The organism is Hippea jasoniae (genome assembly GCF_000744435.1).
GTDB classification, from domain to species: domain Bacteria; phylum Campylobacterota_A; class Desulfurellia; order Desulfurellales; family Hippeaceae; genus Hippea; species Hippea jasoniae.
This window is the reverse complement of the sequence record NZ_JQLX01000011.1, coordinates 18,665-39,204: the sequence shown is the minus strand read 5'-3', so window position 1 is coordinate 39,204 and position 20,540 is coordinate 18,665. Positions and strand designations below refer to the sequence as shown.

Sequence of the window (20,540 nt, the reverse complement as noted above, 5' to 3'; positions counted from 1 at the left end):
TGATAAAATGAATGATGCTGTAAAAAAATATATACAGAATGCGAATAATGCTATTAGGCAGGTAAAAATTAATAGAAGATTGCAAAGAGCTGAAGAATTTGCAAATGATAAAAACAGGGTAGAAGCTATAAAAAGAAAAATTATGGATGAATTGGGTATCCAAGAGAAATTTTTAATAAGCAGTGATTATCCCCAAAATCATGAAGATATTGAAATATTAAAAAAGGTTTTAGAAATTGATGAAAGGATAGTGTATTTAACGGATAATATAGAAAAAGTAAAAGAATTAAAAGAACTTTTTCCAGAAAGAGTTTACGAAATAGGTGAAGATTTGTATATTATAGCTTTTGTTGTGAATATTCATATTTATTTTTGGGATAGTGAGTTGTTAACTTTATTAAAAAGAAATAAGAAATGTTTTAATCCTGTACATCCTAAAAACTATCCAGAAAGTAATGACAAGGCTTTTGAGCATTGGACGGAAAAAAGACAAAAGAATATGATAGGTTTTTATACAAGAGATTTAATGGAACTACTATATTATTTGTATTCGGAAACGCTTTCAATGGATAAAATAAAATTGATTTTCTCAACATTTAAAGAAAAAAGGTTTTTAGTTCTTTTATCCTTTGCTATAAATAATAAGTCTGTTTTAGATTCCATATTTCGCCTAACTTACAAAAACTATTTATATAATAGTAAACGTAATTATAAATGTAATAATCAAAAGATGAGCAAAAATCTTAAACTTTTTATGGAGATAATTGATGATTGATGAAGTAAAATTAGAGATAACAAAAAATGATTTTATAAATTTAGGAAAACCAAGAGTATTGCAACTTTCTTTAACTAATAAATGTAATGCTAGATGTGAATTTTGTTTCCCTCAGAATTCTAAAAAGTTAATAAATTTGTATAAACATAAAAGAACGATGGATGATAAATTACTTCGTAAGATATTAGATGATATTAAAGATGGAGATGAAATACAGACAGTTGTGTTGGGTGGCTCAGGTGAGATGCTGTTATATGATGGTATTTTAGAAATTATAAAAGAACTTAAGAAAAAAAATAAAAGAGTTGAAATACAAACAAATGGAACACTATTAAATACAAAAGAAATTTATTATTTAAAAGAGATAGGTTTAGATGCTTTGCAAATTTCTATAGATGCTATTAAAAAAGAAACTTTTAAAGAAATTATACATGTAGATAAATATGAAATTTTTTTAAATACTCTTAAAATAGCAAGTAAAGTTGGGATAGAGATCAAATCTCACACAGTATTAATAAAAGAAAATATTAGAGAATTTCACAAATTTGCAAATTTTTTATTTGATAATGATATATTTGTTTCAAGTGCTAGCTTTAGTTGCGTAAGAGATGATGATTTTATAAAAAATAAAAACATAAATAAGGTCAGTAAAGCTGAAATAGACGAGCTTTATAACAACTTGGCATATAAATTGGATAGATTAGGAATCCCTCATAACTTAAAAGTGTTAACAGAAATTTATAGTAATAATGAAGAAATTGAATTTAAACTTTTTAAACAAGATCCATTTGTGTGTAACGAAATATTTGAAACGCTAACGATATTTCATACTGGACATTATGGTACCTGTTGTGGAAGTAATAGATATTATAAATTTGATGCCGAAAATTTCACTATTAAAGATTTATTCAATTCTCAGGTATATAAAGAGTTAAGAAAAGGTTTTTTATTTAAAAAACCATCAAAAATTTGTGATAATAAATGGTGTGAAGATAGATTTAGAAATGTTAATAGTGTTAAATTGCCTAATATTTTAGAAAGAAAAGATTTATTGAGTAAAAAAATTGTAAATATTGTTAAAACATCTCCTCTTATCGTTTGGCCAGCTGGAAGATTATTTGCAGAATTAGTTAATGTAAATATGTTTAGACATTTAGATGTCAGATGTGTAGTTGATATTGTAAATACATATAAAAGAAGTGATTTTATAAGTGAAAAAGATTTTCTAAAGGTTATTCAAGGTTACGGAAGTTTTTATATTTTTTTATGTACTACTGAAAACAAAGTCAAAGAAACAATATTGCATAAAATTAAAAAAGCTAAACCAAGAAATAAAGTTACTGTTTTAACATTGATATAATTAAGAAGTTAGTTAAGGAGATATGGAATTTTTGATGCCAATTAAAGAATATGTCATTTTGAATTTTATAGGTAGGAGTGGAACAACAATATTGAGAAATGAATTGGGTAAATATAAAAACATTTGTACACTTCCAACCAATATTCAGGCTGAAATATTGAAAAAATTATCTAAAGATGTTTATCTTTATTCAAATTTCATTAAATATTATATATCAAATGACATTACAAATATTTTTGGCAAAAAAAAATGTTATAAGAGAGTTGAGGATATAAATAAATTTATATACAAAATGCCTTTACAAACTCTTTTACTATATAGTGATTTAGATGTAATAAAAAGATTTACACCAATTTTAATAATTAGAGAACCTATAGAAAATGTTATTTCTGCTAGTCAAAAAAAATTTGTGGAAGTATCTGATAATTACAAACTTTTTTTAAAAAAATTAGAAATGGTCTATTCAAAGTTTTCTTTAATGCTACCCAAAAATTTAAACGTATATTTAGGTCAAATGGAAATTATTGAACAAAGAGCAATTCTGTATAAGTTAGCGTTTAAAAGCACTCTTCATTATTTAAACAATATATATAAAGGTAAATACTTAATAATTAAATTTGAAAATTTGCTTAAACAACCAGTTAATGTATTATCAAAAATATTAAAATTTTTAAATATGGATGTTTCCAAAAAGGAAATATTAAATAAATTAAATACAAACATTTATAAAGATATTACAGAAGAAGGGGGAATACAAATGTCATCAAACTTAACATCATCTCATTTAAACAAATATTCTAATATAGATAAAGATATTAGAAGCAAAATAGAAGGAATCTTATCAGAAGAGATTGAATTTTATAATAGTCTTTAAAATATGAGGATATGTATTATGAAAACAAAAAAATTACATCCGAGAATGAATCGATTTTTATTTTTAAAGGATTTTTTTAAAGATGTAAAAAATAGAAACTCAATAGTGACTTTAGGAAGTATTGATTATCTTTTTGATGATATTAACCAACATGAAAATTTTTTGAAGATTTTAAATATAGAAGACTTTGATTTAAATAAATATTTTGAAAATGGAAGATATTCTTCCAAGTGGTTTTGGGAATATTTGGGTTTTAAAGAAATTGATTTTATTGATACTGATGGGTATTTTGGCGCCAAAGATTTTGATTTAAATTATGATTTAAAGGAAGAGTATGGGTTTAGCAATCAGTATGATATAGTATTAAATCTTGGAACTACCGAACATATATTTAATCAGTATAATGTTTTTAAAAATATTCATATTTATGTAAAACGCATGGTTACATTATTCTTTCAACCCCTATGCAGGGACAATTAAATCATGGGTTCTATAGCTATCATCCCATTTTTTTTGAAGATTTGGCAAAAGCAAATTGTTACAAAATAGAAGGGATGTGGCTGAGCAAGAAAAGTATGGAAAATAAAGAAGTTGTATATAATGAACAAAATTTAAATAAGCTAAAGATATTAGATATAATTGATGATGACATTGGATTAATAACTATTTTTAAAAAATTAAAAGATGTTAATTTTTTGGTTCCTTTTCAGGGGAATTATTTAAATATTGTAAAAAATGAAAAGCTGAAAAAAAGATATATACAAAGAGAATTGTATACTTCTCTAATAAATAAGATAGGTATATTAAAAAATGATAACATTGCTATATTTGGTACAGAAAGAGCAGGAAGTATTGCTTATGAAAAATTAAAAGAGTTTTTAAATATTGTTTGCTTCATAGATGATTTTAAAAAAGGAAAATTTAAGGGTATCGATATAGTGAATAGAGATGAGTTTAAAGAAAAGTATTTAGACAAAGTTGATTGTATTGTAAAAGGTCCTTATCAAAAAGGTTTGGATGAAAAAGAGTTATTTGGTAAAAAGGTTATTGAGTTGGATGCAATAATTACTTAACTCTAACTTTATATATACAAAATGGCTCATTATTTGATAGGAGTATGTTGTGGGAAAAATATTTGAAAATCGAGTTATCAGTAATAATGTTTTTTGGTATAAAACCCGCATCACTAAACATCATCGAATGCAACTTACCAATCAAAAACCGTGCGTGTTGTGGTTTACTGGTTTGAGTGGCAGTGGGAAGACAACTATTGCTAATAAAGTTGAATCGTTATTGTTCAATAATAAAAATCTTACTTATTTATTGGATGGTGATAATATAAGGCATGGATTAAATAGAGATTTAGGATTTGATGAACACAGTAGAAAAGAGAATATAAGAAGGGTTACAGAGGTTGCAAAGCTGTTTGTAGATAGTGGTTTGATAGTATTAGTTGCCTTGATATCCCCATACAGGAAAGATAGAGAATTTGCTAAAAGCATTTTGGAGGCTGGGGAATTTGTAGAAATATATATAGATACGCCAATTGAAGTTTGTGAGCAAAGAGATGTAAAGGGATTATATAAAAAAGCAAGAAGTGGCATTATAAAAAACTTTACCGGTATTGATGCACCCTATGAGCCTCCATTGCATCCCGATATTCACATAAAAACCATTAAAATGTCAGCAGATGATGCAAGCAAGAGTATTTTTAGCTTTTTAGTAAACAAAGGTTACATTAATGTTAGATGAAAATTTAAAAGAATTAGAATCAGAATCCATATACATCATCAGAGAAGTATCGGCAACCTTCAAAAACCCTGTAATGATGTATAGTATAGGCAAAGATAGTTCTGTATTGCTTCATTTACTAATGAAAGCTTTTTATCCAGCAAAACCACCAATTTCACTTCTACATATAGATACAATGTGGAAATTTAGAGAAATGATAGAGTTTAGAGACAGAAGGGCAAAGGAATTGGGAGTTGAATTGATTGTCTATGTAAATGAAGATGGTAAAGAAATGGGAATCAATCCATTTATCCATGGAAGCAAAGTTCATACAGAGATAATGAAAACGCAAGCTTTAAAAAAAGCTCTTAGCAAATATAAATTCGATGCAGTAATTGGTGGAGCAAGAAGAGATGAGGAGGCAAGTAGAGCAAAAGAGAGGATTTTTAGTTTTAGAGACAAAAACCACAGGTGGGATCCAAAAAATCAAAGACCAGAACTGTGGAATTTATACAATACACACATAAACAAAGGAGAAAGTGTAAGGGTTTTCCCATTATCAAACTGGACAGAACTTGATATATGGTTTTATATTTATAAGGAAAATATTCCTATAGTTCCGTTGTATTTTGCAAAGGAAAGATTGGTAACAGAGTTTGAGGGAACAAAGATATTGGTAGATGATGATAGAGTACCACACGATTTAAGAAAAAAAGCAAAAAAAGAGTGGGTTAGATTTAGGACTCTTGGGTGTTACCCTCTAACAGGAGCAATAAATTCAAAAGCAACAACACTTGAAGAAATAATAAAGGAAACATTGCTTACAAATAGAAGCGAAAGAGCTGGAAGATTAATAGACAAAGATGAGGGTGCAAGCATGGAGGAAAAGAAAAAAGAGGGGTATTTTTAGATATAGTCAACATAAAAATATCACAAACAATGACATTGCCAAGCAATATAAGGATTTTTAAAGATGCAATCTATTAATTCTATTGATTCTATTAGAAATTACCTAAAAGCCGATGCAAATAAAGAATCGCTAAGGTTTATTACATGTGGAAGCGTAGATGATGGAAAATCAACTCTAATAGGAAGGTTGTTATATGAAACAAAAGCAGCATTTGAAGATCAAATAGAAAAAGCAAAGTATGAAACAAAAAAATACGGTACAACAGATGAGATGGACTTTGCTTTATTGGTTGATGGCCTGAAGGACGAAAAACTTCAAGGTATTACGATAGATGTTGCATATAGATATTTTTATACGAATAAAAGAAAATACATAATAGCTGATACACCAGGGCATGAGCAATACACAAGAAATATGGCAACAGGTGCAAGTAATGCCGAGTTAGCTATTATTTTGATAGATGCAAGAAAAGGCGTTTTAACTCAAACAAAAAGGCATTCTTTTATTGTAACCCTAATGGGTATTCAACATATATTAGTCGCTGTCAATAAAATGGACTTGATTGACTACAAACAGGAAGTTTTTGAAAAAATAAAAAAAGATTTTATTCAAATGTTCGACAAATTAAGATTAGCTCTTCCATACAAGAATTTAAACTACAAAATAGATTTCATTCCAATTAGTGCTCTAAAGGGAGATAATGTTGTAAAAAAATCATACAATATGCCTTGGTATGAAGGTAAATCATTATTAGAGTATTTAGATGATCTTTCCGTTATTTCTATCAGTTATGACAATATAAACTTTCGTTTTCCAGTCCAATATGTAAATAGAGCCAACTTAGATTTTAGGGGATATTGTGGCGAGATAGTTGGGGGAAAAATAAAAGAGAACGATGAAATAGTAGTTTATCCATCAAAGCAAAGAGCAAAAGTAAAGAATATTATACCTATTTCTGACAGAGAAGAAGTTTATAAAAAAGGGTGTATAACATTTACAACTTATGAAGATATTGACGTAAGTAGAGGAGATTTAATTTGTAAGCCAGATGAGTCTCTACCCTATGTTTCTAACAGCTTTGAAGCTATGCTAATTGTTTTTGATAAAGAATTAGAAAACCAGGAATATATACTGAAAATTTATACTAAAGAAACAATTGCAAGAATTAGTAGAGTCTTGTATAGAAGAGATGTGCATACACTTGAAAAGGAGAGGGTTTACACTTTAAAGTTAAACGATATTGCAAGGGTAAAAATAGATTTAAATGAGGAAGTAGCATTTGACTTTTATGAGGAAAATAAAAACACTGGTGCTTTTATTTTGATAGATAAATTAACAAATAACACCGTAGCAGCAGGAATGATAGTGGGTATAGCAACAAAAGGGAAAAAAAGAGTTTACACTCAAGCCGAGATTGAACTAAATAGATACATAAGAAAGTTTTACCCAGAGTGGGGATGTAGGGATATTGAGGAAGTGAAGTAGAGATAAAAAATTGGTAGGGTATATAAATAAAATATGATATATAAAGATTTCCAATACGCAAAGACAGTTGAGAAACTTGAAAACGGTAAAACAATTAGATTTGAAATAGAAAGAAATGGACAAAAGGCGTTTTTTAATTTTATAAAAAGGGATATTTCAAATGAATTAACCTTTTTGCCTAAGGGAAAGTATTACGACATCATTACTCCCTTTGATTATGGAGGAATTTATTATACAAGCAGAGAGATACTGCAATATTTTTTTGAAACATTTCAGAATTGGTGTTTGGATAATAAAATTATAAGCATGTTTATAAGATTTGATCCTTGCTATGTGTTTGATTTTGATCTGTTCTCAAATTTTATGAATATCAGAAAGGTGAACGATTTAATTTATATCGATTTAGAAACCGAGTTTTGGAAAGATTACTCAAAAGGAAGAAAATCCGATATCAACAAAATAAGTAAATTAAACTTTGAAGTATGTAGGGTTGATGTGGATAGTTTCTATAAGTTATACATTGAAACAATGAACAGAAATAAAGCTCATAAATATTTTTATTTTGATAAAGAAGTTTTAAAGAGTATTATTTATGAAAAATTCGGCAGGGTCTTTGGTATAAAGTTGGATGGTGTCCTGCGCTCTGCAATGATAGTGTTGGACAATAAAAGCACAAGCTATTATTTTTTAGGAGGTTCTGTAGATATAAATTTAGATACAAATGCAATGTTACTTCATCAAGTTGCTTTAAAATTAAAAAAGGAAGGCAAAAGAATATTTTTCCTTGGCGGTGGCAGAAGTGGGGTTTATGAGTTTAAACGGCGCTTTTCAAAAAAAACTTTGCCCTATTATGTAGGAGAAAAAATATTCGATTCAAAAGTTTATGATAATCTGGTAAAACTAACTAACAGATTTGATAATGATTTTTTTCCTAAATATAGAGAAAAGGTCATTTGATAAAAAGGAGCGATATGATAACTGTAGGGATTCATAATACCGGTTATTTTTCATCTTGTGCGGTTTTTAAAGATGATTGTCTTGTTTTTGCAAGTGCAGAGGAAAGATTTAGTAGAATAAAATATGATAACGGCTTTCCATTTAAAGCGATAGAGGCGGGATTAGAAACAATAGATGCAACTTTTGATGATATTGATGAGATTATAATAGCCTGGAATCCATATCTGAATGCAACGCGATTTAGGGCGGGGTTTTCTAAATGGGTGGCTCACCCTATGCAAAGGCTTTACTCTAACATAAATGCAGTGCTCTCTAAAATGTCAGATACATACATAAAACCTTCAGAACAGATAATAAGGTTTAGCGATAAGGATGTGAAGGTGAAGTTTGTAAATCACCATCTATCCCATATAGGAATGGCATATTATAGCTCAGATTTTAAAGATTCTGCTATTTTGATAGCTGATGGATATGGTGAAAATAGCTCAACAATATTATCTTTTATGAAGGATGGTAGATTACAGATTATTAAAGAGCATAAATTTCCCCACTCACTTGGCATGTTTTATGCAACGATGACTGAGTTTTTAGGTTTTAGACCAGAGAAAGATGAATGGAAGGTTATGGGTGCATCTGCTTTTGGTGATTGGAGGAAATATTATAAAGAAATCAAAAGATTAATATCTGTAAAAGATGGCAATATAGAATTGGATTTGAGCTATTTTAATTTTTACAATTTTGATACGAGGGGATATTTTAGTGATAAGTTGATGAATTTGTTAGGAGAGCCCTGCAACTATCTTAAAGACCCGCAAAAAGTTTATGATATTGCGGCTGCTACCCAGAAGGTTTTTGAAGAAAGCGTGATTGAGATATTGATATGGCTTCACAAACAAGAACCTTTTATTGATAATTTATGCTACGGTGGTGGAACCGCTATGAACTGTTTGTTGAATGGCAAAATTGATAAGTTAACTCCTTACAGTAATATTTATGTATCTTTTGCCCCCGATGATGCCGGCAATGCTATAGGGGCTGTTTTGTACAACAAGAGCTTGAAATTACCAAATTTATCTCCATATCTTGGAAAGCAGTATGATAACAAATATATTGAGTCAATTTTAAAGCAGTACAAAATTAGATATAGATATTTAGAGGATAATAAATTGTATAATGCGATTGCTGACTATCTGGTTGATGGAAAAGTGATAGGGTGGTTTCAAGGAAAAATGGAGTTTGGGCAGAGGGCATTGGGAAATAGAAGTATATTGGCCAATCCTTCAATAAAAGATATGAAAGAAAAAATAAACTCAGCGGTAAAATTTAGAGAAAAATTTAGACCCTTTGCTCCTGCAATTATTGATGAATTTGGTGATGAATATTTTGAAGATTATGTATATACTCCTTTTATGGAGAAGATCTTGAAATTTAAAGAAAGTGCTGCAGAAAAAGTTCCGGCAGTTGTGCACAACGATAAAACAGGAAGGGTTCAATCTGTTACAAAAAATAACAATGAAAGATTTTATAATTTAATTGAACATTTTTATAAAAAAACAGGCATACCGTTGCTTTTAAATACCTCGTTTAATTTGGCGGGTGAGCCGATAGTTCAATCACCTAAAGATGCTATAAGGACATTTTTTACAAGTGGTTTGGATGTATTGGTGTTGGGAAATCATGTAGTAGGGAAAGAGTATGAAAAAATTTTATTCTGATTTCCTAAAAAAACAATCTTTTCTTAATAGTAAAAGTAAAAGTTATTTTTATTCAAACTTAGACTATTTAAAAAGTCAGGGATTTAAATGTACAATGGATTTGCACAATAAAATTGTATTAGAATTAGGTGCGGGAGCAGGTAGATTAACAAAAAATTTATATAATATGGGAATAATTAAAAAAACAAAAAAATACTATATTGTTGAACCGTCAGATGGTATAGAAGAAATAAAATTATTTTTTAAAACAAAAAATTGTAATCAAATTGAATTTATTAAAGATAAGTTAGAAAATTTAGATAAATATATAGAAAAGGAAAGCATTGATTATTTTATATGTTATGGAGTTCTTCCCCATATTAATTTATCCTTAGATGACATTTTTGATAAATTTAACTACTTTATAAAAAAGAAAGGGAAGCTGCATGTTGTTTTTTCATATTATGGTTTTCAAAAAAAAATAGCTGATAAAATTAGGAAAAAAATTTATTCAAAAAACATCATAATTAGACAAACCATTTCTCTATTAAATTTATTGTTGCAAATTACTTTATTTAATCTTAAAATATTAAGAGGTTGGTATATAGAAAATTTTATTTATTCACCCCATTTCGGTATAGTAGATAAATATTTAACTTTTATAGAATATTATTCAGTAAATCCATACAATATCCAATATAATTACAAGGATATAATAAATGCAGCAGTTAAAAATGGTTTCGATATAGATGAAATGGGCGATTATTCTTTATCTATAGTTTTTTTAAAAAAAGGCTTAAGAACTATTGAAAATAATATTATCAACATAGAAGATAGAAAATTGTATTGTGTTTATTTAAAACAAAAAGATTATTTTTATAGATTAGTGATTAATAAAATACAACAAAAATATCCTGATATTGAATTAATAGAAATCGAATACAATGAATTAAATAAAGTAAAAAAAGATAATAAAACTATTGTTTTTTGTTGGAATTATTACGATAACTCATATTTTATTTATAAAAATAAAATGGATTCCAACAAGGAGAATAAAATACTTTTTTTTCAAATGTTAATTTAATATTTAGAGGAGAAAGAATGATACTTGATGCGGGCAGTAAATTAATTTATCATTACAATAAAGTAAAAGAGCTATTGGAAACCGGAAAAACCTATCCGGTTCATATTACCGTTGGATTAACTAATTATTGCAACCATAGATGCGTGTGGTGTTATATAGATTTTGCGAAAGATATGAAAAATAGGATTAATGCTAACATAGATAAAATGCTGGATGCCCTAAAAGAGGCAAAAGAATACGGTGCTAAGGCTATTACTATTGTTGGGGATGGTGAGTCAACCCTCCATCCAGAATTTGAAGTTTTTTTAGAAAGGGTTCATGGTCTTGGGTATGATATAGGTTTATTTACAAATGGTAGCTGGAAAAGAAGCAGTATAACCGACGCTATAAGTAAATATTGCAGATTTGTAAGATTTAGTGTTGATTCCTGCAGCAAGACCACCCATACCAAAACCCATTTATCAAATGATTTTGACCTGGTGATTGAGAATATAAAGAGTGTTGTGAACAAAAGAGCAAAATACTTAACAGTTGGCGTTCAGTTCGCTTTCAATCAATATAATATAGATGAGATTGAAAAGGCTGCTGAATTTTATAAAGCACTTAATGTGGATTATATATCTTATAAACCTGTTTATAAAAATGAGCTTAATACTAATCACGAAGAAAATAGGCTTCGTTCGGAAATTGTAAATAGAAAGCTGCAGATAGCCAAAAAACAGGAGAACGAAAAATTTAAGGTGTATTGGAAAAAGTGGCAGATAGAAGCTCTTATTGAGAAAAAAACAGACAGAGGATATAAAAAATGCAGAGCTATATGGCTATCACCGTATATAGATGAGGATGGAAATGTTGAGTTTTGCGGTAATTTGAAAGGTAGAGGTTTTACGATAGGCAATATTTACGAGAATAAGTTTAGCGAAATTTGGGGTAGTAAGGAACATTTAAACAAGGTAAAACAGATAGATTTAAGTAAATGCCCTATAGGTTGTAAACTCCACGCCTTAAATTTGAAGCTGGAAAGTATTGTAAATCCCAATCCAAATGACCATGTAAATTTTATATAATAATGATAAACTACATCAATTTATCAATCTCAGAACAAGAATATGAGCAAGAAATTTCTCCATTACTTAAAAAAATCTTCCTAAAAGGCAATTTTGTGGGTGGAGAAGAGATAGAGGAATTTGAGAATAACTTTGCAAAATATATTGGTTGTAAATATGCAATTTCGACTGCCTCAGGAACCGATGCTTTAATTTTGGCTCTTAAGGCTCTTGATATAGGGGTTGGAGATGAAGTAATAACAGTTCCAAATTCTTTTATAGCCACTGCAAATGCAATTGAGTGGATTGGGGCAAAAGCTGTTTTTGTGGATATAGGAGAAGACCTTTTAATAGATGTCAAAAAGATAGAGAAAGCTATAACTAAAAAAACAAAGGCGATAATGCCTGTTCACCTTACGGGTCTTGCATGCGATATGGATGAGATAAATGATATTGCCAAAGAATATAATTTAAGGGTTATAGAGGATGCTGCTCAAAGTATAGGGTCAAAATATAAAGGTAAAAAGACCGGCAGTTTGGGTGATGTTGGATGCTTTTCTCTCCACCCCCTTAAAAACTTGGGTGGCATTGGTGATGGCGGCATAATTACCACAAACAATCAAGATATAGCAGAAAGGTTGAGACTGTTAAAAAATAATGGGTTAATTACAAGAGATGAGCAACAGATTATCGGAAGAGTGTCGAGGCTTGATACATTAAATGCGATTGTTTTAAATCATAGGTTAAAAAAAGTTGATAGTGTAATTGAAAGAAAAAGAGCCAGCGCAAAGAAATATCACGAACTGCTTGCGGATATCGAGGGCGTTGAATTGATAAAAGAAGCAGCTGACAAATTCCATTCTTATCACACATTTGTAATAAAAGCTGAAAAGAGAGACGATTTAAAAAGGTATCTATTTGAAAAAGGCATTGAAACAAAAATACATTATCCTATATTGATACATCAGCAAAAGACATTTCAAGATAGAGGGTTTAAACTGCCAAACAGCGAACGGCTGAATAAAAAAATTCTTACCTTGCCGTTGAATATAACAGAAGAAGAAATAGAAGTTGTGGCAGGGGAGATAAAAGGTTTTTACAGAGTTTCAAGCTAAAAGGTGCTATACTTGATTACAATTCGAGGAGGTATAGTTGGAGCATCATTTATTAGAAGGGAATAGGCATTTAATAAGTGTAATAGTCACAACTTATAACCGTGCTGAATTGGTGAAAGTTTGTCTTGAAAAACTCCTAAATATGGGATCTATATTTGAGATTATTGTGGTTGATGATGCTTCAATTGATAAGACAGAAGAGGTTATTAAAAGTTTCAAGAATGATAAGATTAGATATTTTAAAAACGAGAAAAACTTAGGTATCCAAAAAAGCTACTTCAATGTTTTACAGAAGGCCAGAGGTGATTATATAACATTTATAGCAGATGATGATGAATATATAGATAACAACTTTTTTGATAAAATCCAATTTTATGATGAGGATATTATTAGTGCAAAAAAAGAAATTATTTTTAATGGTGAATATATAAAGAATGATTTTTTTTCTCAAAAAGATATATTAAATAGCAGAGAAGCTTTAGAGGTTTTCAGTCAATTTAGTTTTGGTGGTAATACAGTATTTAAGAAAGAAATTATATGTAGGGTAAAACAGTTAAATTTTGAGCACGATTTGTCCTCAGTATTTTTTTCTCTAATTTTTGCTAAAAAAATAAGATTTATTAATGAGGTTGTGTTTGGATGGAGGCTTAATATAGACGGTGAGTCTTTCAGTGCAAAGCTTTCTAAGTCTCCTTATGATTTAATAAAGTGGGATTTGAAATTTTTAGATGAAATCATTCCTGTTTTAAGAAAAGAAGGCAAGTATGAAGAGTATAAATGGTTTATAAATAAAAGATTGTTTTATAGTTTTGAGAATGTTGAGTTTAATTATTATATAACTTCAAGAAAAAAATATTTTGATAGATTATTAAAGGAATTGGACAAGGAAGTTTATATATATGGGTGCGGACAGGCAGGGGTACTGCTTAAAGAATTTTTGCAGAAAAATAACATAAAAGTATTGGGTGTGATTGATGATTTTAAAGACAGTTGTTTGAAATTAAAAGATATAGATCTTTCAAAACAGGTTATAATTGCCACTTTTAAAAGAAGTTTAATTCATAAAATGTACAAGAATTTACTTAGAAATGGTGTAAATTACAGAAACATCAAAGAGTTGCTTTAAATATGGATATTGGTAGTCAAAGATGAGCGGTAGATTTATACAGGAATATGAGTTTGTATAAAGTGTGGATTAGATGAAAAGTAAACATATTGTAATTTTCACTCAGAATTTGGATATTGGCGGTGTTCAAAAGCTTGTAGTTAATCTGGCAAATTTTTTAGCAAAGTTTTACAAAATAAGCATAGTATTAGCAGAAGACAATAAACCTATAAAATACAGATTGAACAACAAGATAACTATTTTGAAAATCAAAACAAAAAAAACGGATATAACTAAAAAGAGCGCTGGAACTCAGATTTTTAGGTATAGGGTTAATAGGTTAACAGAGATATTAAAAACCCTAAAACCAGATGTTGTAATCAGCCATGAAGATTACAATAATTTTATACTATGTCACCTGAAGATAATTGACAAGAGAAAAAAGGTATTTGTTGTTCATAATACTTTATCTCGATACGAAAACAAAAGGGTTCATTTATTATCTAATTATTTTTACAAAGAAAATAGTAAAGTTTGCTATCATAATGCACATGTTATTGTTGTTAGTAAAGCTATTATGAATGAAGTTGAAGGTGCCGCACTCGTTTACAATGGTGTGGAAAATAATTTCAACTTACAAAATAATTATTGCAACTATGGTAATTATATTTTGCATGTTGGGAGATTGCACCCTCAGAAAGGGCAGAAAGACCTTATAAAAGCGTATAAGTTAATCAGTGATAAAATTGACGAGAATCTAATTATTGTTGGGGATGGTATTTTAAAAGACGAATTGCTTGAGCTTGTGCAGAAAGTTGGGTTGGAAGAGAGGGTGAAATTTGTTGGTTTTGATAATCCCTATAAGTATTTTAAAAATGCGGTTCTCTTTGCTATGCCTTCATATTACGAGGGCTTTTCTATAGCTCTTTTGGAGGCTATGAAGGCGAATTTGCCGATTGTTGCATATGACTATAAAGGAAGTGAAGAGGTTTTAAAATATAGAGTTCAGCTTGGTAATATAGAAGAATTTGCTTATAGCATATTAAAGGTTTTAAGAGACGAACGTTACAGACAGAAAATGCTTTCTCAGAACAAAAAAATTAAAGAATTCTCTTTGCATAACACATTAAAAAGATATAAGCTGATTTTGGATGCGTGGTACTGCGGCAGATAGCTAAGGGTAGTTAAAGTATCAGACTGTCGTTTATTTTGGTTTGAGGATAATTAAAAAGGTTTATTTGTAGTGAAGAAGAAGTTTGAAGAAAAGAATGGTAAATTTATATGGTTTGACCTGATAACCCCCAAATCTGTACTGTTTTTTTATCCTATAATAAAAAAAATTCAAAACAATAGCCCTATATTGATAACCACAAGGGGAGGTGATGGTTACAACGAGGTATTGCAGCTGCTTCAGCTTTATAATCTTGAATATATAAATGTTGGAAATTTTGGTGGAGAAGATTTAAAAGACAAGCTATATGACTCGATAAATAGGCAGTTAAAACTTTTAGAAATTGTTGAGGATTTTGATATTGAAAAGCTGATATGTTTATCATCGGTTGATGCTGTAAGAATTGCCTATGGACTTGGCATACCTGTATGCAATTTTTATGATATACCGCTTTCAGATTACAGGACAAATTTTAAAATGGCGTTACCTCAAGCAAGGCTTACAATCCCGCTTTCAACAAAAATGTTTAAACCCTTTGTGGTGCCCGATGAGATTTTCTTAAGATTTGGTTTGGAAAAAGAGCAAATTATTGAATATGAGTTCATAGATCCGTTGTTATGGTTAAAGGATTTTCAGTTTGATAAAGAGTATGTTCAAAATTTCTACAAAAAATACGGCATTGATAGGAGTAAATTTACCGTTGTTGTGAGGGAGGAGGAGTATAAATCAAGCTATGTGAAAAAACGATATCCAATTCTATACGAAGCTTTGCCGATTATATACAAAAAATTTGATGCTAATATAATCATTATTCCTCGATATGAAAGCGATTATTTAAAACAGCTGTTTCCGTTTGCCTATGTAGTGGAAGAAAAGATTATTCTGCAGCATCTGCTTAAGGATGCTGATCTATTTATCGGGGGAGGGGGAACGATAAACACAGAGGCCTGCTTTTTGGGCACACCCACAATCTCTACCCGCAGCTTTATTTCGCATTACGATAAATGGCAGATAGATAACGGTTTGATGGTATGGGTTGATAATGTTGATGAGCTTCTTTTCTATGTTGATAAGGCTTTTAGTAGTCAATTAAAACCCAACACAGCACCATTAAACAGCATGAATGTTGATATTGATTTTATAGTGGATGAGATTCTTAGATTCTTATGTAGATCAATCCATTAAATTTTAGGATTTTTTTGGATTACATGTTAAGTCTTGCTAAGCAGATCGGTATCGAGTATATCTATCTTGCAATAAACAGGGTAAGATCACAAAAGGATATTGAAAAGGTTGAAAGCAGGATAGAAGATAAAGAAAAATTTGACAGAATTTTTTATATTCCGTATAACGAGAAGGTAATCGAATATGAACCATCGGTTGTGGACTTGATAAAGGAAAATGGTGATTTTCTGCAGGTTTACAAGCAGATTAAGGAAGTTTTGAAAAACAATCTGTAGGGGGTGCTTTATGCATATACCTGATGGGTATTTAAGTCCTCAAACATGCGGTGTTATGTATGCGATTTCTCTACCTATTCTTGCCTATGCATCAAAAAAGGTTATAAAAAACACCTCAAACAGGACACTGCCGCTGCTTGGTATTTTTAGTGCTTTTTCCTTCCTTGTTATGATGTTTAATGTACCTGTGCCGGGTGGCACAACTGCGCATGGGATCGGTGGAACGCTGATTGCGATAGTTTTAGGTCCGTGGGAAGCTGTGCTTGCTGTCAGTATGGCGTTGTTTATTCAGGCTGTTTTTTTTGGTGATGGGGGAATTTTGGCCTATGGAGCTAATGTGTTCAATATGGCCATTGCTTTACCGCTTGTTGGATATGGTGTTTATAAACTTATTTCAAAAGATGCTCCGTTTGGCTCAAAAAGACAGCTTGTTGCAGCAGCTATAGGCTCATATGTAGGGATCAATGCTGCAGCCTTACTTGATGGAATTGAGCTTGGCATACAACCGCTTTTGTATCATGCGGCAAACGGAACACCACTTTATTGTCCTTATCCCTTAAGTCAGGCTGTGCCTGCCATGATGCTTGCCCATCTAACCATAGCGGGTTTTGTAGAGGTGGTTATTACAGTTGGCGTGCTGGCATTTGTTTATAAGTATACACCCGAAATTTTTGCCTTAAGGGAGGGTCTCAATGAAAAAAACATTGCTTAAGTTGTCTATATTTTTAGTTGCCATGGCTATTCTTACACCTCTTGGATTGCTGGCAGAAGGTGATGCCTGGGGTGAGTGGTCTGCTGATACCCTGCAAAAACTTGTGGGTTTTGTGCCCGAAGGAATTAAGAAATTTTCATCTCTATGGAATGCACCCTTTAGTGACTACTCTGTAAGGGGTTTAAACGATACAGCAGGTTATATTTTGAGCGCTTTTTTGGGCATTATTCTGCTTGTTGGTGTGTTTTATCTACTTGATTTAGTTTTTTTTAAGAAAAAGGCTCAATGAACTTCATTGACAAGACACTTGAGTCTTTCTATAGGTTTGTTGAAAGTTCTGTTTTTTCTTCAAACTTTGCTTCCAGAAGTGGTTTTTTGCAACTTGTGCAGCCTCACCTAAAAACCGCGGGTATTTTGCTTTTAATCATAGCAGCAAACCTCTCTAAGGGTTTGCTGCCTATTGTTGGGTTGATTGTTTCTTGTATAATTCTTGCCGTAGCCTCAAAAATCCCTCTTCTTTTCTTTCTAAAACGCACAATTCTATTTATACCGTTTTTTGCGGTGGTTTTAGCTCTACCAGCACTTTTTAATGTTGTTTTAAAGGGCGATGTGGTTTTGCATCTATTTAAGGTTTCTTTGTTTGGAAAAGGTATCGATATTGGTATAACCTCGCAGGGTTTATATACTGCGGCTCTTTTGGTTTTAAGAATAACAGCCTCTGTGGCTTATACAACGCTTCTTGTTTTAACAACAAAATGGACCGATATAATTGCCGTATTGAAAACATTTTTTGTTCCTGAAGTGATCTTAATATCGTTGTTTATCAGCTATAGATATATTTTTCTGCTTCTTCATTATGGCGAAAACTCTTTGATTGCCAAAAAAAGTCGTGTTTTTAGGCAAGATAACCTTAATTTTTCTTACAAATGGCTATCAAATAGAATTGGAATGCTTCTTAAGCGTTCTTTAAAATTGAGTCAATGTGTGTGGCTTGCAATGGAATCAAGGGGTTATATGCCCTCAGCTTATACACCTAAAACGCAGATTAAAAGCTCCTATAGTTTTGTTTTTAGCTTCTGCGTTATATGTTTGATTTTTAGTGTGATGCTTTATGGAAAACATATTTGAACTTGAGAATGTGAGTTTTTCTTATTTTGACAGCATAAAGGCACTTGATGATATAAGTTTTTCGATTAGAGAGGGTTTATGCACTGCAATTTTGGGTGCAAATGGATGCGGTAAATCAACGCTTTTGAAGATTTTAGATGGTTTGTATTTTGCAGAAAGCGGACAGGTGAAAGCCTTTGGAAAACAGCTTTCGCAAAAGATTTTTAAAGACAGAAAATTCAACGAGTTTTTTAGAAAAAAGGTGGGTTTTGTTTTTCAGGATCCAGACTCTCAACTGTTTTTGCCCACAGTTAAAGATGAAATCGCACTTGCATTTAATCAGTTTGGATATGATTCTGATAAAACTAATGAGAAGGTTTTTGAAATTGCATCCCAGCTTAATCTTTCGGATCTTCTTGATAAGTATCCATTTAACCTCAGTGAGGGAGAAAAAAGGAAGGTTTCTATTGCTTCGGTGTATGCTCTAAATCCTGATGTGTGGCTGATTGATGAGCCTATCGCTTTTCTTGACCCAAAAACCCAGTGGTGGGTCGTTGATATGCTAAAAAAACTAAAGAGCAATAAAAAAACGATAGTAATTGCAACGCATAATCTCAGGCTTGTTGAAATGATAGCAGATTACTGTGTTGTTATAGGAGAAAACCACAGGCTTTTAACGATGGGCAAAACAAAAGATATTCTTGCCGATGCAGAACTGCTTATTAAGGCAAATATTATCCATCCTTTAGGTGTTTTGTAGTAAATTTTATTTTTCTGCTATTTCTACTCTATCTCTTCCGTTATTTTTGGCTTTATACAACATTTCATCTGCAATTTCTATTGAGTCAAGAAGGGTTTTTCTTTTGCAGGTGAATGGGTCAACGCCTATGGAAACAGTTATATTTAAATTTAATTCATTTATTCTAATGGGCTTTTTCTTAATTGTTTTCCTTATACGTTCCGCAATCATTACCACGTCTTTAGGACTCTCTATGCAATATACGTTTTTAACTTTGTGTCTCAGTATTATTAAGAATTCTTCTCCGCCATACCTAATTATATAGTCATTGGAGCGGGTTGCCGATAAAAGTCTTCTTGCCACACTTTTTAGTACCATATCGCCAACTGCATGACCATACCTATCATTGACTTTCTTAAAAAAATCTATATCTACTATTATAACTGAAATTTCCTTAAGGTTTAGCTTTCTTTCTATTTCTCTTAAAAATGTTCTATTGTAGAGTCTAGTAAGATAGTCAATTCTACCTATATATTGTTCTTTTAGGTAAAGGTATAATTGAATTCCCATTAAAACAATGACAAGAAGTATAAATGCAACCATATAAGCAAGGTAAATTCTCAAAGGAGAAATTGATGATATAACTTTTTTGAACACATCTGTAGATAAATCTACCGCTAGGACTCCCTGTATTTTATTGTTATAAATAATAGGATGTATATATGTTATCCATATACCATAGGCTTTGTTTTGGGTGGAATAAACATCTTTTCTATATTTAAAGGCGATACTCCAAATTTTTGGATTGACTGGAATAAAAGGTTGATTAAAAAATGCCCTTTGTCTTTTATTTGAACCATCAAGAATATATCTTAACTTACCATATTTGTCTTTTCTAATTACATAGATATATTTTACTGTATCGTCTACAAAAAGATTTAACGTGTTATTTATTTTCTTTCGCAACATAGGATTTTTCTTTAAAACTTCAAACATGCTTTTGTTTGTATTGAATATTGAAAGTATTAAATCTGAAAGATGATGTGTTAGTTTTTCTATCTGGTGTATCTGGTTTTTTTCAGCATCATTGAATATTTTTATCTGTGTTTTTGAGAATTGCTCAAAAAGAATAAAAAGTGATATGAAGAAAACAATGAGCATAAAAAATATAATGCGCTGTAGAGAAAAAATATTGATTTTCTTTAATGGATTCAT

The 20,540-nt window shown here is 30.5% G+C and carries 22 protein-coding genes; 21 read left to right on the top strand and 1 reads right to left on the bottom strand.

Features of this window, described 5'->3' with window-relative positions:
• The first annotated feature begins 7 nt into the window (after window positions 1-7).
• The 21 genes from EK17_RS02400 to EK17_RS02300 all read left to right on the top strand — a co-directional run bounded on the left by EK17_RS02400 (window position 8) and on the right by EK17_RS02300 (window position 19,346).
• Window positions 8-775, top strand: a complete 768-nt coding sequence (locus EK17_RS02400; protein WP_035587165.1) for a hypothetical protein — start codon at window positions 8-10, stop codon at window positions 773-775.
• The gene (locus EK17_RS02395) at window positions 768-2,135 is read left to right on the top strand and encodes a radical SAM/SPASM domain-containing protein (RefSeq protein ID WP_035587164.1); all 1,368 of its coding nucleotides are present in this window, start codon (window positions 768-770) and stop codon (window positions 2,133-2,135) included. Before EK17_RS02400 ends, EK17_RS02395 begins: the two co-directional genes overlap by 8 nt.
• A gap of 22 nt (window positions 2,136-2,157) precedes the next feature.
• Window positions 2,158-3,009 carry a sulfotransferase domain-containing protein gene (locus EK17_RS02390; protein ID WP_035587162.1) on the top strand — a complete coding sequence of 284 codons (852 nt, stop codon included), beginning with the start codon at window positions 2,158-2,160 and terminating at the stop codon, window positions 3,007-3,009.
• An 18-nt stretch (window positions 3,010-3,027) separates the two neighbouring features.
• On the top strand, window positions 3,028-3,489 hold the full coding sequence (locus EK17_RS02385) for a hypothetical protein (protein WP_035587161.1): 462 nt from the start codon (window positions 3,028-3,030) through the stop codon (window positions 3,487-3,489).
• A gap of 95 nt (window positions 3,490-3,584) precedes the next feature.
• Window positions 3,585-4,082 (top strand): hypothetical protein, encoded by a 498-nt coding sequence (locus EK17_RS02380; RefSeq protein WP_156957503.1) that lies wholly within the window; start codon window positions 3,585-3,587, stop codon window positions 4,080-4,082.
• A gap of 49 nt (window positions 4,083-4,131) precedes the next feature.
• A complete protein-coding gene (cysC, locus tag EK17_RS02375) occupies window positions 4,132-4,761 on the top strand; it encodes an adenylyl-sulfate kinase (protein WP_198018133.1) in 630 nt (209 codons plus the stop codon).
• Window positions 4,751-5,650 (top strand): sulfate adenylyltransferase subunit CysD, encoded by a 900-nt coding sequence (gene cysD, locus EK17_RS02370; RefSeq protein WP_035587159.1) that lies wholly within the window; start codon window positions 4,751-4,753, stop codon window positions 5,648-5,650. Before cysC ends, cysD begins: the two co-directional genes overlap by 11 nt.
• Window positions 5,651-5,713: 63 nt before the next feature.
• Window positions 5,714-7,135, top strand: coding sequence for a sulfate adenylyltransferase subunit 1 (locus tag EK17_RS02365; RefSeq protein WP_035587158.1), 1,422 nt, complete (start codon window positions 5,714-5,716; stop codon window positions 7,133-7,135).
• A gap of 33 nt (window positions 7,136-7,168) precedes the next feature.
• On the top strand, window positions 7,169-8,092 hold the full coding sequence (locus EK17_RS02360; RefSeq protein WP_035587157.1) for a hypothetical protein: 924 nt from the start codon (window positions 7,169-7,171) through the stop codon (window positions 8,090-8,092).
• Window positions 8,093-8,106: 14 nt separating this feature from the next.
• Window positions 8,107-9,807, top strand: a complete 1,701-nt coding sequence (locus tag EK17_RS08925; protein ID WP_156957502.1) for a carbamoyltransferase family protein — start codon at window positions 8,107-8,109, stop codon at window positions 9,805-9,807.
• Window positions 9,788-10,870 carry a methyltransferase domain-containing protein gene (locus EK17_RS02350; RefSeq protein WP_035587156.1) on the top strand — a complete coding sequence of 361 codons (1,083 nt, stop codon included), beginning with the start codon at window positions 9,788-9,790 and terminating at the stop codon, window positions 10,868-10,870. Before EK17_RS08925 ends, EK17_RS02350 begins: the two co-directional genes overlap by 20 nt.
• A 17-nt stretch (window positions 10,871-10,887) precedes the next feature.
• Window positions 10,888-11,937, top strand: a complete 1,050-nt coding sequence (locus EK17_RS02345) for a radical SAM protein (RefSeq protein WP_035587155.1) — start codon at window positions 10,888-10,890, stop codon at window positions 11,935-11,937.
• Entirely contained in the window at window positions 11,934-13,031 is a 1,098-nt protein-coding gene (locus EK17_RS02340) for a DegT/DnrJ/EryC1/StrS family aminotransferase (RefSeq protein WP_035587154.1), read from the top strand. Before EK17_RS02345 ends, EK17_RS02340 begins: the two co-directional genes overlap by 4 nt.
• Window positions 13,032-13,068: 37 nt before the next feature.
• A complete protein-coding gene (locus tag EK17_RS02335) occupies window positions 13,069-14,157 on the top strand; it encodes a glycosyltransferase family 2 protein (protein ID WP_035587153.1) in 1,089 nt (362 codons plus the stop codon).
• Between the two features lie 73 nt (window positions 14,158-14,230).
• Window positions 14,231-15,310, top strand: a complete 1,080-nt coding sequence (locus EK17_RS02330; RefSeq protein ID WP_035587150.1) for a glycosyltransferase — start codon at window positions 14,231-14,233, stop codon at window positions 15,308-15,310.
• 69 nt (window positions 15,311-15,379) lie between these two features.
• The gene (locus EK17_RS02325) at window positions 15,380-16,492 is read left to right on the top strand and encodes a DUF354 domain-containing protein (RefSeq protein WP_198018132.1); all 1,113 of its coding nucleotides are present in this window, start codon (window positions 15,380-15,382) and stop codon (window positions 16,490-16,492) included.
• Between the two features lie 14 nt (window positions 16,493-16,506).
• Window positions 16,507-16,767 carry an ATP-binding protein gene (locus tag EK17_RS02320; protein ID WP_198018131.1) on the top strand — a complete coding sequence of 87 codons (261 nt, stop codon included), beginning with the start codon at window positions 16,507-16,509 and terminating at the stop codon, window positions 16,765-16,767.
• Window positions 16,768-16,777: 10 nt separating this feature from the next.
• Window positions 16,778-17,479, top strand: a complete 702-nt coding sequence (gene cbiM / locus EK17_RS02315) for a cobalt transporter CbiM (protein WP_035587148.1) — start codon at window positions 16,778-16,780, stop codon at window positions 17,477-17,479.
• Window positions 17,460-17,768, top strand: coding sequence for a PDGLE domain-containing protein (locus EK17_RS02310; protein ID WP_035587147.1), 309 nt, complete (start codon window positions 17,460-17,462; stop codon window positions 17,766-17,768). Before cbiM ends, EK17_RS02310 begins: the two co-directional genes overlap by 20 nt.
• Entirely contained in the window at window positions 17,765-18,607 is an 843-nt protein-coding gene (gene cbiQ / locus EK17_RS02305) for a cobalt ECF transporter T component CbiQ (protein ID WP_035587146.1), read from the top strand. Before EK17_RS02310 ends, cbiQ begins: the two co-directional genes overlap by 4 nt.
• Entirely contained in the window at window positions 18,591-19,346 is a 756-nt protein-coding gene (locus EK17_RS02300; RefSeq protein WP_035587145.1) for an energy-coupling factor ABC transporter ATP-binding protein, read from the top strand. The genes cbiQ and EK17_RS02300 overlap by 17 nt, the downstream gene beginning before the upstream one ends.
• A 6-nt stretch (window positions 19,347-19,352) precedes the next feature.
• Here the strand turns inward: EK17_RS02300 and EK17_RS08920 are convergent, their stop codons facing one another.
• Window positions 19,353-20,540 carry a GGDEF domain-containing protein gene (locus EK17_RS08920; protein ID WP_051904366.1) on the bottom strand — a complete coding sequence of 396 codons (1,188 nt, stop codon included), beginning with the start codon at window positions 20,538-20,540 and terminating at the stop codon, window positions 19,353-19,355.

Coding starts and splice junctions, on each gene's coding strand:
- EK17_RS02400 (WP_035587165.1), top strand. CDS start 8: ATGAATGATGCTGTAAAAAAATATATACAGAATGCGAATAATGCTATT.
- EK17_RS02380 (WP_156957503.1), top strand. CDS start 3,585: ATGGAAAATAAAGAAGTTGTATATAATGAACAAAATTTAAATAAGCTA.
- EK17_RS02345 (WP_035587155.1), top strand. CDS start 10,888: ATGATACTTGATGCGGGCAGTAAATTAATTTATCATTACAATAAAGTA.
- EK17_RS02350 (WP_035587156.1), top strand. CDS start 9,788: ATGAAAAAATTTTATTCTGATTTCCTAAAAAAACAATCTTTTCTTAAT.
- cbiM (WP_035587148.1), top strand. CDS start 16,778: ATGCATATACCTGATGGGTATTTAAGTCCTCAAACATGCGGTGTTATG.
- cbiQ (WP_035587146.1), top strand. CDS start 17,765: ATGAACTTCATTGACAAGACACTTGAGTCTTTCTATAGGTTTGTTGAA.
- EK17_RS02360 (WP_035587157.1), top strand. CDS start 7,169: ATGATATATAAAGATTTCCAATACGCAAAGACAGTTGAGAAACTTGAA.
- cysD (WP_035587159.1), top strand. CDS start 4,751: ATGTTAGATGAAAATTTAAAAGAATTAGAATCAGAATCCATATACATC.
- EK17_RS02365 (WP_035587158.1), top strand. CDS start 5,714: ATGCAATCTATTAATTCTATTGATTCTATTAGAAATTACCTAAAAGCC.
- EK17_RS08925 (WP_156957502.1), top strand. CDS start 8,107: ATGATAACTGTAGGGATTCATAATACCGGTTATTTTTCATCTTGTGCG.
- EK17_RS02330 (WP_035587150.1), top strand. CDS start 14,231: ATGAAAAGTAAACATATTGTAATTTTCACTCAGAATTTGGATATTGGC.
- EK17_RS02300 (WP_035587145.1), top strand. CDS start 18,591: ATGGAAAACATATTTGAACTTGAGAATGTGAGTTTTTCTTATTTTGAC.
- EK17_RS02390 (WP_035587162.1), top strand. CDS start 2,158: ATGGAATTTTTGATGCCAATTAAAGAATATGTCATTTTGAATTTTATA.
- EK17_RS08920 (WP_051904366.1), bottom strand. CDS start 20,540: ATGAATCCATTAAAGAAAATCAATATTTTTTCTCTACAGCGCATTATA.
- EK17_RS02310 (WP_035587147.1), top strand. CDS start 17,460: ATGAAAAAAACATTGCTTAAGTTGTCTATATTTTTAGTTGCCATGGCT.
- EK17_RS02395 (WP_035587164.1), top strand. CDS start 768: ATGATTGATGAAGTAAAATTAGAGATAACAAAAAATGATTTTATAAAT.
- EK17_RS02385 (WP_035587161.1), top strand. CDS start 3,028: ATGAAAACAAAAAAATTACATCCGAGAATGAATCGATTTTTATTTTTA.